The organism is Streptomyces sp. NPDC000983, assembly GCF_040299205.1.
Classification (GTDB): domain Bacteria; phylum Actinomycetota; class Actinomycetes; order Streptomycetales; family Streptomycetaceae; genus Streptomyces.
Window position 1 is genome coordinate 1 of sequence record NZ_JBEPBM010000017.1, and the last position, 14,211, is coordinate 14,211.

The 14,211-nt window shown below is 72.7% G+C and carries 12 protein-coding genes; 6 read left to right on the top strand and 6 right to left on the bottom strand.

The window, feature by feature from the left end:
* The coding region (locus tag ABT296_RS20445) for a phosphoglucose isomerase-related protein (RefSeq protein ID WP_351929566.1) at window positions 1–146 on the top strand (146 nt) is incomplete at its 5' end.
* A gap of 177 nt (window positions 147–323) precedes the next feature.
* On the opposite strand, the gene ABT296_RS20450 is transcribed toward ABT296_RS20445, so the two are convergent.
* The 3 genes from ABT296_RS20450 to ABT296_RS20460 are packed head-to-tail and all read right to left on the bottom strand — an operon-like array spanning window position 324 to window position 3,901.
* Window positions 324–2,597: an ABC transporter permease gene (locus ABT296_RS20450; RefSeq protein ID WP_351929247.1), complete on the bottom strand. Its 2,274-nt coding sequence runs from the start codon at window positions 2,595–2,597 to the stop codon at window positions 324–326.
* A gap of 39 nt (window positions 2,598–2,636) precedes the next feature.
* Window positions 2,637–3,389: an ABC transporter ATP-binding protein gene (locus ABT296_RS20455; protein WP_351929249.1), complete on the bottom strand. Its 753-nt coding sequence runs from the start codon at window positions 3,387–3,389 to the stop codon at window positions 2,637–2,639.
* Window positions 3,386–3,901: a PadR family transcriptional regulator gene (locus ABT296_RS20460; RefSeq protein WP_351929251.1), complete on the bottom strand. Its 516-nt coding sequence runs from the start codon at window positions 3,899–3,901 to the stop codon at window positions 3,386–3,388. The genes ABT296_RS20455 and ABT296_RS20460 overlap by 4 nt, the downstream gene beginning before the upstream one ends.
* Window positions 3,902–4,034: 133 nt before the next feature.
* On the opposite strand from ABT296_RS20460, the gene ABT296_RS20465 reads away from it, so the two are divergent.
* From ABT296_RS20465 to ABT296_RS20485, 5 genes are all read left to right on the top strand, one after another.
* Complete coding sequence (locus ABT296_RS20465; RefSeq protein ID WP_351929253.1) at window positions 4,035–5,306, top strand: ABC transporter substrate-binding protein; 1,272 nt, start codon at window positions 4,035–4,037, stop codon at window positions 5,304–5,306.
* A gap of 135 nt (window positions 5,307–5,441) precedes the next feature.
* Window positions 5,442–7,052, top strand: a complete 1,611-nt coding sequence (locus ABT296_RS20470; protein WP_351929255.1) for a glycoside hydrolase family 13 protein — start codon at window positions 5,442–5,444, stop codon at window positions 7,050–7,052.
* Window positions 7,053–7,090: 38 nt separating this feature from the next.
* Complete coding sequence (locus ABT296_RS20475) at window positions 7,091–8,416, top strand: ABC transporter substrate-binding protein (RefSeq protein ID WP_351929257.1); 1,326 nt, start codon at window positions 7,091–7,093, stop codon at window positions 8,414–8,416.
* 6 nt (window positions 8,417–8,422) lie between these two features.
* Window positions 8,423–9,784, top strand: a complete 1,362-nt coding sequence (locus tag ABT296_RS20480) for a carbohydrate ABC transporter permease (RefSeq protein WP_351929259.1) — start codon at window positions 8,423–8,425, stop codon at window positions 9,782–9,784.
* Window positions 9,781–10,620, top strand: coding sequence for a carbohydrate ABC transporter permease (locus ABT296_RS20485; protein ID WP_351929261.1), 840 nt, complete (start codon window positions 9,781–9,783; stop codon window positions 10,618–10,620). The genes ABT296_RS20480 and ABT296_RS20485 overlap by 4 nt, the downstream gene beginning before the upstream one ends.
* A gap of 230 nt (window positions 10,621–10,850) precedes the next feature.
* Here the strand turns inward: ABT296_RS20485 and pgl are convergent, their stop codons facing one another.
* Genes pgl through zwf form a run of 3 tightly spaced genes read right to left on the bottom strand, consistent with a single transcriptional unit; the run spans window position 10,851 to window position 14,208 of the window.
* The gene (gene pgl / locus ABT296_RS20490; RefSeq protein WP_351929263.1) at window positions 10,851–11,633 is read right to left on the bottom strand and encodes a 6-phosphogluconolactonase; all 783 of its coding nucleotides are present in this window, start codon (window positions 11,631–11,633) and stop codon (window positions 10,851–10,853) included.
* Window positions 11,630–12,682 (bottom strand): glucose-6-phosphate dehydrogenase assembly protein OpcA, encoded by a 1,053-nt coding sequence (opcA, locus tag ABT296_RS20495; protein ID WP_351929265.1) that lies wholly within the window; start codon window positions 12,680–12,682, stop codon window positions 11,630–11,632. Before opcA ends, pgl begins: the two co-directional genes overlap by 4 nt.
* Window positions 12,679–14,208, bottom strand: coding sequence for a glucose-6-phosphate dehydrogenase (gene zwf, locus ABT296_RS20500; protein WP_502977295.1), 1,530 nt, complete (start codon window positions 14,206–14,208; stop codon window positions 12,679–12,681). The genes opcA and zwf overlap by 4 nt, the downstream gene beginning before the upstream one ends.
* Window positions 14,209–14,211 lie beyond the last annotated feature (3 nt).

Below are 14,211 nucleotides of genomic sequence, written 5' to 3' on the forward strand. Positions count from 1 at the left end.
ACTCCTTCGACCAGTGGGGCGTCGAACTCGGCAAGGTCCTCGCCAAGCGCGTCGAGCCCGCCCTCACCGAAGGCGCCGAGGTCCCCGGCCTCGACGCGTCCTCCCGGGCCCTGGTCGCCACCTACCGCGAGTTGCGCGGACGCTGATCCCCGGAAGCGGGCGGCGGCGAGCCGCCCGCTTCGCCGAACTCCCCGGCGATCACGGGAACGCGCACCCGGGGGAGTGCAAGTCGAGTCGTCCGCGCGGGAGTCGGACCGACGGCACATCGACCGTGCGGGACTTCCTCCCACCGCACCGGGCGGCCCGGGCGCTCTTCCACGTTCTCACCACGCCTCCAGCGGCACCCGGCTCCGGGCGGCGCGGGCCGCCGGGACCGCGGCGACCGCCGCCGCGCCCAGCACCGCGGCGGCGCCGAACGCCAGGAGCAGCACGGCGGACGGGCCGTCCGCCACCCCGGCCCCGATGCCGCTCGACCGGCTCTGCGCGTCGATCAGCCACCGCCCCAGCGGCGCCCCCAGCGCGGTGCCCGCCACCACCGCGGCCAGGGTCGTGCACACCGTCGCCGTGACCGTGATCCCCGTGATCTGCCGGGGCGAGAGACCGATCGCCCGCAGGGCCAGCAGATCCCGCTCGCCCTCGCGCACCAGCCCGCCGATCGCCGTCAGCAGTTCGATCAGGCCGATCAGGGCCAGCACCGTGATCAGCCCGACGACGACACCGCGCAGCGGGGAGAGCCCGTCGGCCGGGTTGGGCACGGTGTGCACGTCCAGCTGCCCGCGCCCGGCCGAGGAGAGCCGGTCCGCGACCGCCGCGGCGTCCGCGCCGGGGCGCAGCCGCAGCTCGTAGCGGCTCGGCGTGAGCCCGGGGTCGTTCTCGCGGAGGGTGTCGAGCGAGGTGGAGATGACCCGCCCGGCGTTCTCCGGTTCGATGCTGCGGCCGACGATGTGCAGGATCTGCGGCTGGTCGCCCACCGTCATCCGCACCCAGTCGCCGACCCGCACGTCCAGCAGGTTCAGCAGCCCCTGCCCGGCGACCGCCTCGTCACGGCCGAGCGCGGGCCGCCCCTCGGCCAGCGCGTAGGGATAGGGCTCGGCCCGGGTGCCGAGGCCGCGCAGGGCGATCGTGGAGGTCTGGCCCGGGACCAGCGCGGCGACCTCGACGCCCGGGTAGACCGCCGTGATACGCGGGTCCCCGGCGAGCAGCGCGCGGGTGTCCCGGGCGTCGATCCCGGGGTCGGGGTGCACGGTGAGCGCGGTGGGCAGGCCGATCCGCTCGGGGTCGCTGCGGAAGCGGTCGATGGTGCTCCAGGCGCTGAGCGCCACCACGATCAGCAGCAGCGGCAGCGCCAGCCGGGCGACCGTGGCGAGGGTGCGCGGACGACGGGCGAACGCGGTGTGCCAGCCCAGCACCAGCGCGGGGGACAGGCGTGGGCCGAGCAGCCGCCGGACCGGCCCGGACAGCCCGCCGCCCACCGGAGCGGCCGGCCGGGGCACCGGCACCGGAGGCACCCGCCCCGCCCGCCAGGCCGCGAGGCCGGTCGTCGCGCCGATGAACAGCACCGCGCACACCGGGACGGCGAACAGCGCCACCGCGTGCCCGGGCAGCCCCTGCCACACCCCGACCGCGTCCCCGAGGCGTCCCGGGAACCTCTCGCCCAGCGCCCCGATGAGCGCGGCCGCCGCGACGGCGCCGAGCAGGGCGTAGGCGAGATGCTGGAGCAGATAGCCGCGGACGACCTGGCCCGGGGTGAAGCCGATGGCCTTCAGCACCGAGATGTCCCGCAGATGACCGCGGATGCGGGTGGCGATCGCCCCGTGCACGGCGAGTCCGGCGGCGACCAGCGCGCCCAGCCCGAACAGGCCCAGCACCTGGCCGAGCAGCCGGTTGTCGCCCTGCGCCTCGGCCCGCGCCTGCTGCCAGGTGGTGACCTCGCCGACCGCGCCGGCGCCCATCAGGGTCACGGCGCGCTGGACGGCGTAGTCGGTGTCCCCGGGGTCGGTCAGACGCAGTCCGGTGACCTGGCCGCCCGGGTCGTGGACGGCGGAGGGCAGCGCCCAGACCAGTCCGGGCCGGCCGCCCGGCCGGTAGCGGGGCTCCGCGCTGTCGGCCACCCCGAGGACGGTCAGGGTCCGCCCCGTCCCGGGCAGCGTCAGCGTGTCGCCGGGGGCGGCGAGCAGGGCGCGGGCGAGGCCGGACTCCAGGACCACGCCGTCGGGCGAGGCCGGATCCAGCCAGTGGCCGGCGCCGAGCAGCGGGCGGCCCACCGAGGGAGGCTCGGGGGTGCCGCGCAGCTCCACCGAGGCGCGGGCGCCGCGCGAGGCGAGGGTGGCGGAGGCGGTGGGGTAGGGGCCGGCGACGGTGTCCACGCCGTCGAGGGCGGTCAGCTTCCCGGCGTCCGCGGGGCCGGCCGTGTGCAGCCACACATGGGCGCCGCGGGACTGGGTGAAGACCCGCTGCCAGGGGTTGGTGGCGTAGCCGAACAGGGCCGTGGCCAGCAGCAGGGAGAGCACGACGCCCGCGGTGGCGAGGACCAGGAACAGGGCCTCGCCGCGGTGCGCGCGCAGATCGGAGTGGGCCCAGCGCAGGGTGGCTCGCATCCGGCTCAGGCTCCCCGGGGATCGTCGTCGGACCGCATGTCAGTCCCTGAGCTCCAGGACGCCGGAGATCCCGGCGCGGCGCGGCGGGGTGTCGTCGGCGAGGGCCGCGTCGTCGGCTATCCGGCCGTCGAAGAAGCTGATCACCCGGTCCGCGGCGCTGGCCAGCCGGGCGTCGTGGGTGACCAGCAGGATCGTCTGGCCGCGCTGGTGGAACCGGGACAGCAGCCGCATCACCTCGCGGGTGCCGCGGCTGTCCAGGCTGCCCGCCGGCTCGTCGGCGAGCAGCAGCGGCGGATGGTTGACCAGGGCCCGGGCCAGGGCGACCCGCTGCTGCTCACCGCCGGACAGCTCGCCGGGCATGCTGCGCTCCTTGCCCGCCAGGCCCAGCCCGTCCAGCAGCTCCTCCCGCTCGGCGCGGGCCTTCCTGGGCGGGACACCGGCGAGCAGGGCTGGCAGTTCGACGTTGTCGGCGACCGACAGGTTCGACACCAGGTTGAAGAACTGGAAGACGATGCCGATGCGCTTCCTGCGCTCCACCGCCCAGCGCGCCTCGCTCCAGCCGTCCGTGGACTCGCCGTCCAGGCGGATGCTGCCGGCGTCCGGCCGCTGGAGCCCGCCCAGCAGATGCAGCAGGGTCGACTTCCCCGCGCCGGACGGCCCGGTGACCGCCGTGAACTCGCCGGGCGCCAGGGCGAGGTCGACGCCGCGCACGGCGTGTGCCGGGGCGCCCTCGCCGTGGTGCGTCTTGACCAGGCCCCGCGCGTGCAGCACGGGAGCGGGACGGTCGCTCATTCCAGCTCCTCCAGCTCCTCCTGGCAGCGCTCCAGCCAGTCGAGATCGGCCTGCAGATGCAGCATCGCGCCCTCGATGAGCAGATGGGCGATGCGGTTGTCGCGGTCCTCGGCGGCGGCCAGCTTGGAGAGGGTGCGCATGGTGGTGAGGTACTGACGCCGCTGCCTGTTGATGAGAGCGATCTGGTCGGCGAGGCCGGTCCGGGGGGCGAGGGCCAGTTTCATGAAGAACTCGTCCCGTACCCGCGGCTCGTCCTCGGTGTCCTCGAACCAGACGCTCAGCGCCTCCCGACCTGCGTCGGTGAGGTGGTAGACCTTCTTGTTGGGCCGGCTGGACTGCTCGACGTCCTCGCCCTCGATCAGTCCCGTCTTCTCGAGGCGGCCGAGGGTGACATAGATCTGGCCGACGTTCGGCTGAGGGTACGCCGAGCCCAGGAGTTGCTCAAGGTCCTGCTTGAGCTCGTAGCCGTGGGCGGGGCCGCGCGCGAGGAGTGCCAGGAGGGGCAGGCGCACTCGTGCTGTCCTCCTCGGTCCTGTGCAATGTGCGTAATGTGCGACGGGCCCTAGTATCGCGCATACCTAACAGGTATACATGGCCTCTGACCCGGGCGACGACGCCCGTGTGCCGGTGTACAGGGAGGAACCTATGCGGTGGATCCACACCGCCGGTAGGGGCCTCCTCGTCCTGCTCGTGGTGCTCACCGGTTACGCGGCCTCCGGGGTGCGGTCCCCGGAGGCGCCCGGAGCGGGTCGCGGCCCGCTGACGCTGGCCACCGCCGGTGACCTCACGGGCTATCTCGGGCCCCTGCTGGAGGGCTGGAACCGCTCCCACCCCGGTGAACGGGTCACCCTGGTCGAGCTGCCGGACTCCGCCGACGAGACCCACGCCCAGATGGCCATCGACCTGCGGGACGACGGCCGCGGCCGCTTCGACCTGCTGAACATCGACGTCAACTGGACCTCGGAGTTCGCCGCCGCGGGCTGGATACGCCCGCTGCCCCACGACCGCTTCCCGCTGGAGTCCTTCCTGCCCCCGGTCGTGGACACGGCCACCTACGACGGGCGGCTGTACGCCGTCCCCTACGTCACCAACGCGGGTCTGCTGCTGTACCGCAAGGACGTCCTGGCCGCCGAGGGCGAACAACCCCCGCGCACCTGGGCCGAACTGGAGCGGCTGGCGCGGACCGTCGCGCCGGAGCACGGACTGGACGGCTACGCGGGCCAGTTCCTGCCCTACGAGGGGCTGACCGTCAACGCGGCCGAGGCCGTCTACTCGGCGGGCGGCTCCATCCTCGGCGGTGAGGGCGAGCGGGTCACCGTCGACTCGGCCGCCGCCCGCGAGGGCATCGGCTTCCTGGCGCGCGGGGTGCGGGAGGGCTGGATACCCCGGCGGGCCCTGTCCTACAAGGAGGAGGAGTCCAAGGCGGCGTTCCAGGAGGGCCGGCTGCTCTTCCTGCGGAACTGGCCCTACGCCTACGTCGCCGCCTCCGCCGAGGGCTCGCCGGTCGCCGGGAAGGTCGGCGCGGTGCCGCTGCCGGGGCCCGACGGACCGGGCACCAGTGTGCTCGGCGGCTCCAACCTGGCCGTCTCCCGCCATGCCCGGCACCCCGACTCCGCGGCCCGGCTGATGGCGTACCTGACCAGTGAGCGCGTCCAGCGCCAGGTCCTCACGCGGGGCGCGCTGCCGCCGGTGCGGGCCGCCCTGTACGAGGATCCCGCGCTGGTACGGGCGTTCCCGTACCTGCCGACGCTGCGCGAGAGCGTGCTCACGGCCGCTCCGCGCCCCAAGAGCCCGCGCTACGACCAGGTCAGCCTGGTGGTGCAGGCGGTCGTGCGGGACGCGATGACGGGGCGCACCACGCCCGCCGCGGCGGTCCGCCGACTGGCGCGCGAGCTGGCCGCCGTCTCGGCTCGATAGTTACCTGTTAGGTAACGCGAAAATCTCATCTGACGGCCGAGTGCCGGTTTAAGTCCGCATTTGTACCCCCAACCCGCCAGTAGTATCTGTTCCCTTCATTGACACCTCTCGGACTCGCCTACATAACATGCATACATGTTGAGTAAGTACCGCTGGTGGCGGGACGCGGTGATCTACCAGGTGTACGTCCGCAGCTTCCTGGACAGCACCGGCGACGGCGTCGGCGATCTCGCCGGGGTGCGGGCCGGACTGCCGTACCTGAAGAAGCTCGGCGTCGACGGGATCTGGCTGAGCCCCTTCTACCCCTCGCCGCAGCACGACCACGGCTACGACGTCGCCGACTACCGCGACGTCGACCCCCTCTTCGGCGACCTCGCCGAGTTCGACCTGCTGATGGCCGCCGCCCGGCGGCTGGGCGTCAAGGTGCTGCTGGACATCGTCCCCAACCACTGCTCCAGCGAGCACCCGGCGTTCCGCGCCGCCCTCGCCGCGGCTCCCGGCAGCGCGGCCCGCGCCCGCTTCCACTTCGCCGACGGCCGCGGCCCGGACGGTGCCGAGCCGCCCAACAACTGGCACGCCATGTTCGGCGGCCCGGCCTGGACACGGGTCGACGACGGCCAGTGGTACCTCCACATGTTCACCCCGGAGCAGCCCGACTGGAACTGGCGCGACCCCGAGGTCGGCGCCGACTTCGACAGCACCCTCCGGTTCTGGCTCGACCGCGGCGTCGACGGCTTCCGTATCGACGTCGCCGCCGGCCTCTACAAGCACCCCGGACTCCCCGACTCCGACGACCCGGAGGCCGACGCCCGCACCCGCGACTCGGTCAACCCGCTCGCCTGGAACCAGCCCGAGGTGCACGAGGTGTGGCGGCACTGGCGGGCCGTGTGCGAGGAGTACACCGCCCGCGACGGCCGCGAACGGCTCCTGGTCGGGGAGGTGTCCGTGCCGACCGCGCGCGAACACGCCCGGTACGTCCGGCCCGACGAACTCCACCAGGCGTTCTTCTTCGACCTGCTCGGCGCGGCCTGGGACGCGGACGCCTTCCGCAAGGTCATCTCCGAGGCCATGCAGGACATCGCCGGCACCGGCTCCACGGTCACCTGGGTCCTCAACAACCACGACCAGGTCCGCACCGTCACCCGGTACGGCGAACCCGCGACCGGGGGCAGCGGCCTCGGCGCCGCCCGCGCCCGCGCCGCCGCCCTGCTGATGCTGGCGCTGCCCGGGGCCGCGTACATCTACCAGGGCGAGGAACTGGGGCTGCCCGAGGTCGTCGACCTGCCCGACGACGTGCTCACCGACCCGATCTACCGGCGCACCGGCAGCAGGGCCCGGATCCGCGACGGCTGCCGGGTGCCGCTGCCCTGGTCGGGACAGGCGTCACCGTTCGGCTTCACCTCCGGCGCCGAGGGCGCCCGGCCCTGGCTGCCGCAGCCGGAGTGGTTCGCCGAGCATGCCACCGACCGGGCCCTCGCCGACACCCGCTCCTTCTGGCACCTCTACCGCGACGGCCTCCAACTGCGCTCCTCACTGCCCCAGTTGGGTGAGGGGGAACTGCGCTGGCTGGACTCCGGGCCCGGCGTGCTCGCCTTCACCCGCGGCGACGGGGTCGTCTGCGCCGTCAACTTCGGTACGGCTCCCGCCCCCGCGCCGGTCTCCGGCACCCCCCTGCTGTCCAGCGGCCCCTGCCCGGCCGGTGTACTGCCCGGCTCCACCGCGGCCTGGTGGATCGGCGACCTCTGATTTTCCGTCAACTCCCCATCCTCGAAGGGACATCAACGATGATGCGACGACGCTCCACCCTGCTCATGAGCTGCACCGCCCTCGTCCTGGCGGTCGGCGCGAGCGCCTGCGGCGGCGAGCCCGTCTCCGCCGGCGGCGGCGAGAAGGACCTCGGCGGCCAGACCGTCACCGTCGCCGGCGTCTGGTCCGGCAGCGAGCAGAAGAACTTCCAGAAGGTGCTCGACGCCTTCTCCGAGAAGACCGGTGCCAAGACCCGGTTCGTCTCCACCGGGGACAACGTCTCCACGGTCGTCGGCAGCAAGATCGAGGGCGGCAACGCCCCCGACGTGGTGCTCGTCCCGCAGGTCGGCGTCCTCAACCAGTTCGCCGAGCAGGGCTGGCTCGAACCGCTGTCCGCGCGGACCGAGAGCGCGGTCGACGACGGCTTCGCGAGCGTCTGGAAGGACTACGGCAGCGTCGACGGCACCTTCTACGGCCTCTACTTCAAGGCCGCCCACAAGTCGACCGTCTGGTACAGCCCCGACGCCTTCGACCAGGCCGGGGTCGAGCCGCCGCGCACGTTCGAGGCGATGCTCAAGACCGGCCGGACCGTGTCCGACTCCGGGCTCGCCGCCTTCTCCGTCGCCGGACAGGACGGCTGGACGCTCACCGACTGGTTCGAGAACGTCTACCTCTCCCAGGCCGGACCCGAGAAGTACGACGCGCTCGCCGCCCACGAGCTGAAGTGGACCGACACCAGCGTGGTCGAGGCGCTCACCACCCTCGGCACCCTCTTCGAGGACGAACGGCTCATCGCCGGCGGCCGGGACGGCGCCCTCAACACCGACTTCCCCGGCTCCGTCGAGCAGGTCTTCGGCCCCGAGGCCGAGGCCGGCATGGTCTACGAGGGCGACTTCGTGGCCGGCGTCGCCAAGGACCAGTTCGGCAGGTCCATCGGCGACGACGCCAACTTCTTCCCCTTCCCGGCGGTCGGCGACGGCGAGGCGCCCGTGGTCAGCGGCGGGGACGCCGCCGTCGTCCTGAAGGACGGCAAGAACCCCGAGGCCGCCCAGGCGCTCGTGGAGTTCCTCGCCACACCGGAGGCCGCCGCCGTGTGGGCCGACGCGGGCGGGTTCCTCTCCCCGAACAAGAAGCTCGACCCCGCCGCCTACAGCGACGCCGTCACCCGCGCCACCGCCAAGTCCCTCACAGCAGCCGGGGACTCGGTCCGCTTCGACATGTCCGACCAGGCGCCCGCGGCCTTCGGCGGCACCAAGGGCGCGGGCGAGTGGAAGATCCTCCAGGACTTCCTGCGCGACCCCGCCGACCCGGAGGCGACCGCGGCCAAGCTGGAGGCCGCCGCGGCCAAGGCGTACAAGGACTGACGCGCCATGACCGCGACCCTCGTCAAGGAGACGAACCCGCCGCCGCCCGTCACGCTCCCCGGGCCCGCCCGGCGCCTGCGGCGGCGCGGGCGGATCGTCGCCCTCCTCTTCGTCCTCCCCGCGCTGCTGCTGCTCGGCGCGCTCGTCGTCTACCCCGTGCTGTTCTCCGTCGGCCGCAGCTTCTTCGACGCCTCCGGCACCCGGTTCGTGGGCGGCGACAACTACACGGAGATGTTCCGCGACCCCGCCACCCTCAAGGCCGTCCGCAACACCGCGATCTGGGTGGTGGTGGCCCCCGCCCTGCTGACCGGGCTCGGCCTGATCCTGGCCGTGCTGGTGGAGAAGGTCCGCTGGGCCACCGCGTTCAAACTGCTGCTGTTCATGCCGATGGCCGTGTCCTTCCTGGCCGCCGGCATCATCTTCCGGCTCGCCTACGACGAGGACCCCGACAAGGGCGTCCTCAACGCCGCCGCGGTCTCCCTGCACGACGCGGTCAAGGGCACCTCGCCCTACCCCACCGCCCGCGCCCGGGAGGGCCAGGGCCTGGACCTGGCCGCCGACGGCTCGTACCGCACCGGCGACGGCGTCTCCCCGGGCGAGAGCGTCACCCTCGGCCTGGTCGGCGTCCCGCCCGCGGACCTGCCCGCCGGTGCCGAGCCCGCCCACCGGGCGGCCGCCCGCCCCGCCGCACCCGGAGAGCTGAGCGGGGTCGTCTACCTGGACTTCACCCGCGGCGGGGGAGGAGAGGAGGGCGTGGTCGACCCGCGGGAGAGCGGGCTGCCCGGGGTCCGGGTGGAGGCGGTGCGCGACGGACGTACCGCCGCGACCGCGACCACCGCCTCCGACGGCTCCTTCCGCTTCGCGGACCTGGACCGCGGCCCGTACGAGGTACGCCTGCTGGCGTCGAACTTCGCCGCGCCGTACGAGGGGATCTCCTGGCTCGGGCCGGTGCTCGTCACCCCGGCGATCATCGGGGCCTACCTGTGGATCTGGACCGGGTTCGCGATGGTCCTGATCGGCGCCGGACTGGCGACGCTGCCCAGGGACGCCCTGGAGGCCGCGCGGATGGACGGCGCCAACGAGTGGCAGATCTTCCGGCGGATCACCGTGCCGCTGCTGGCGCCCGTGCTGACCGTGGTCTTCGTGACCCTGGTGATCAACGTGATGAAGGTCTTCGACCTGGTCTACATCATCGCGCCGGGACCGGTGCAGGAGGACGCCACGGTGCTCGCCACCCAGATGTGGCTGGTCTCCTTCGGCGGCGGCAACGACCAGGGGCTCGGCAGCGCCCTCGGCGTGCTCCTGCTGCTGCTCGTCGTGCCCGCGATGGTCTTCAACCTCCGCCGCTTCAGAAGGAGTCAGCGATGAACGTGATCCGCCGGGCCCTCGGCAGCGGTGCGGTACAGGTCTTCCTCGTACTGACCGGGCTTGTCTGGGTCACCCCGCTCGCCGGGCTGCTGGTGTCCTCGCTGAGGTCCGCCGAGGACACCGCGCGGGGCGGCTGGTGGACGGTGTTCACCAGTCCCGGTCAGCTGTCCGTGGACAACTACTCGGCGCTGCTGGAGAACGCCGGGATCACGCGGGCGTTCTGGAACACGGTGCTGATCTCGGTGCCGACCACCGTGCTGGTGGTGGTTCTCGCGGCGCTCGCCGGATACGCCTTCGCCTGGCTGGAGTTCCCCGGGCGGGACGCGGTCTTCCTGGTCGTGGTCGCGCTGTTGGTGGTGCCGGTGCAGGTCGGGCTGCTGCCGGTGGCCAAACTCTTCGGTCAGCTCGGGTTGTTCGGCACGATTCCCGGGGTGGTGCTGTTCCACGTCGCCTACGGGTTGCCGTTCGCGGTGTTCCTGCTGCGCAACTACTTCGCGGAGCTGCCCAGGGAGATGCTGGAGGCCGCGCGGATGGACGGGGGTGGGGAGTGGCGGATCTTCACGCGGCTCGTGCTGCCGGTGGGGCGGCCGGCGATCGCCAGTCTCGCGATCTTCCAGTTCCTGTGGGTGTGGAACGACATGCTGGTCGCGCTGCTCTTCGCGGACAGTGGCTCGCAGCCGCTTACCGTGGAACTCCAGTCCCAGATACGGCAGTTCGGCAGCAACATCGACGTACTGGCGCCGGGGGCGTTCGTGTCGCTGGTGGTACCGGTGATCGTGTTCTTCGCCTTCCAACGCCACTTCGTACAGGGCGTGATGGCGGGCTCGGTGAAGTAGGGGGTTCTCGCCCCCGCCACCCCTTCCCATTCCCGACCCTTGGGGGCTCCGCCCCCAAACCCCCGTTCGGCCCTGAAGGGGCCTCGTCCTCAAGCGCCGGACGGGCTGGTAGTGCCGGTCGCGGCTCAATTCAGCCCCTCCGGCGTTTGAGGAGCGGGAGTCTGGCGGCGGGCCCCGGGGATGGGACGGGAAGGGGCGGCGGGGGCGGATTCAGTCCTCGCCGCCCCGGCTCACGGGGAGGACGGGGGGTACAGGGCGCGGGGGAGTTGGGAGGCTGCTGGGGCGTCCAGTAGCCACAGGGTGCGCTGTCTGCCGTACGCCCCCGCCGCCGGCGCCTGGATCTCACCGGCGCCCGACAGGGCGATGGCCGCGGCCTCCGCCTTGTCCTCGCCCGCCGCCAGCAGCCACACCTCACGCGCCGCCCGGATCGCCGGAAGCGTGAGAGTGACCCGGGTCGGCGGCGGCTTCGGCGCACCGTGCACCCCGACCACCGTCCGCTCGGTCTCCCGCACCGCGGGAAGCTCCGGGAACAGCGACGCCACATGCGTGTCCGGACCGACGCCCAGCATCAGGACGTCGAACACGGGCACGGCGCCATGGTTCTCGGGCCCCGCCGCCCGCGCCAGCTCCTCGGCGTAGGCGGCCGCGGCGGCGTCCACGTCCGCGCCGAGCGGACCGTCCGAGGCGGGCATGGCGTGCACGCGCTCGGGGTCCAGGGCCACCTTGTCCAGCAGGGCCGCACGGGCCTGCGTGACATTGCGCTCCGGGTCGCCCTCCGGCAGGAACCGCTCGTCGCCCCACCACAGGTCCAGACGCCCCCAGTCGACGGCGTCCCGGGCCGGGGCCTCGGCCAGCGCGGCCAGCAGCCCGTTGCCGTTGCGGCCGCCGGTGAGGACCACGGACGCGTGGCCCCGGGAGGCCTGGGCGTCCACGATCTTCGTGATCAGCCGGGCCGCCGCGGCCTGCGCCATCAGCTCCTTGTCGCGGTGCACGACCAGTTGCGGAGTACTCACTTCGCTGCCGCCTTCTTCGCCGGAGCCTTCTTCGCGGCCTTCCGGGCCGCAGGCGCCGACTCAGCAGACTCAGCCGGCTCAGCCGCCTCGGCCGACTCCGCGGAGCCGACGGCAGCCGCAGGCTCCGCGGCCAGCCGCCCCACCCCGAACCGCAGCGCCGAGGCGTAGGTGTCGTCCGGGTCCAGCCGGCGCAGCTCCTCCGCGATCAGCTCGGCGGTCTCCCGCCGCTTGAGCGCGACCGCGCGGTCCGGCTGGCCCTCGATGGACAGGGTGGCCAGCGAACCGTCCGCCCGGTCCAGGACGATCGGACCGCAGTCGGTGGCCATCCGGACGGCCGTCAGACCGGGGCCCGAGGACAGCGACCGCTTGACGGGGACGTCGAGCCGGTCCGCGAGCCACATCGCCAGCAGCTCGCAGCTCGGGTTGAACTCCTCGCCCTCCACCTCGACACCCTTGACCTCGCAGGCGACCTGGTCCAGGGCCGCGGCCAGCATCGAGCGCCAGGGCGTGATGCGGGTCCACGACAGGTCCGTGTCACCGGGGGTGTAGGTGCCCGAGCGGGCCTCCAGGTCCCGTACCGGCTGCTCGGAGGCGTAGGTGTCGGTCACCCGGCGCTGGCCGAGCGCGCCCAGCGGGTCGCTGGCCGGGTCGAGCGGTGCGTTCACCGGCCACCAGACCACCACCGGGGCGTCCGGCAGCAGCAGCGGCAGGACCACCGACTGGGCGTGGTCGATCACTTCGCCGTACAGGCGCAGCACGATCGTCTCGCCGGTGCCGGCGTCCGCGCCCACCCGCACATCGGCGTCCAGGCGGGACTTCGTGCGGTCGCGGGGCGAGCGCGAGACGCGCTTGATGACCACGATCGTGCGCGAGGGGTGCTCGCGCGAGGCGTCGTTCGCGGCCTTGAGAGCGTCGTAGGCGTTCTCCTCGTCCGTGACGATGACCAGCGTGAGCACCATGCCGACGGCAGGGGTGCCGATGGCCCGGCGCCCCTTCACAAGGGCCTTGTTGATCTTGCTGGCGGTGGTGTCGGTCAGGTCGATCTTCATGGCCTGCGCCAGCTCCGTCCGTCTCGCTCCAGCATCTCGTCCGCCTCGACGGGACCCCAGGTGCCGGCCGGGTACTGGGCCGGTGAGCCGTGCTTGTCCCAGTACCGCTCGATCGGGTCGAGGATCTTCCAGGACAGCTCGACCTCCTCGGTGCGCGGGAAGAGGTTCGAGTCGCCGAGCAGGACGTCCAGGATCAGCCGCTCGTACGCCTCGGGGCTGGACTCCGTGAAGGACTCCCCGTAGGCGAAGTCCATGGACACGTCCCGGATCTCCATCGAGGTGCCCGGCACCTTGGACCCGAAGCGGACCGTGACGCCCTCGTCCGGCTGGACGCGGATCACGATCGCGTTCTTGCCCAGCTCCTCCGTCGCCGTGTGGTCGAAGGGGGAGTGCGGCGCCCGCTGGAAGACCACCGCGATCTCGGTGACCCGGCGGCCCAGCCGCTTGCCGGTGCGCAGGTAGAAGGGGACGCCCGCCCAGCGGCGGTTGTCCACCGACAGCTTGATCGCGGCGTAGGTGTCGGTCTTCGACTTGGGGTCGATGCCCTCCTCCTGGAGGTAGCCGACCGCCTTCTCGCCGCCCTGCCAGCCGGCCGCGTACTGCGCGAACACGGTGTCCCGGCCCAGCTCCTTCGGCAGCCGTACCGCGCCGAGGACCTTGGTCTTCTCCGCGGCCAGCGCGTCCGCGTCGAAGGAGGCGGGCTCCTCCATGGCCGTCAGGGCCATCAGCTGGAGCAGGTGGTTCTGGATGACGTCCCGCGCCGCGCCGATGCCGTCGTAGTAGCCGGCCCGGCCGCCGATGCCGATGTCCTCGGCCATCGTGATCTGGACATGGTCCACGAAGGACCGGTTCCAGATCGGCTCGAACATCGTGTTGGCGAAGCGCAGCGCCAGGATGTTCTGGACGGTCTCCTTGCCCAGGTAGTGGTCGATCCGGAAGACCTGGTCCGGCGCGAACACCTCGTGCACGACCTGGTTGAGCTCCTCGGCCGAGGCGAGGTCGTGCCCGAAGGGCTTCTCGATGACCGCGCGCCGCCAGGAGCCGCCCGTCTGCTCGGCGAGACCGTGCTTCTTCAGCTGCTGGATGACCACCGGGAAGGAACGCGGCGGCACGGACAGGTAGAAGGCGAAGTTGCCTCCGGTGCCCTGCGCCTTGTCCAGCTCCTCGATGGTGCCGCGCAGCCGCTCGAAGGCGTCGTCGTCGTCGAAGGTGCCCTGGACGAACCGCATGCCCTGGATGAGCTGGTGCCAGACCTCCTCGCGGAAGGGGGTGCGGGCGTGCTCCTTGACCGCGTCGTGGACCTCCTGTGCGAAGTCCTCGTGGGCCCACTCCCGCCGGGCGAAGCCGACCAGCGAGAAGCCCGGCGGCAGCAGACCCCGGTTCGCGAGGTCGTACACCGCGGGCATGAGCTTCTTTCGTGACAAATCGCCCGTGACGCCGAAGATCACCAGGCCCGACGGCCCCGCGATGCGCGGGAGCCGTCGGTCGGCGGGGTCACGGAGCGGATTCGCTCCGGAACCGGAAATTGG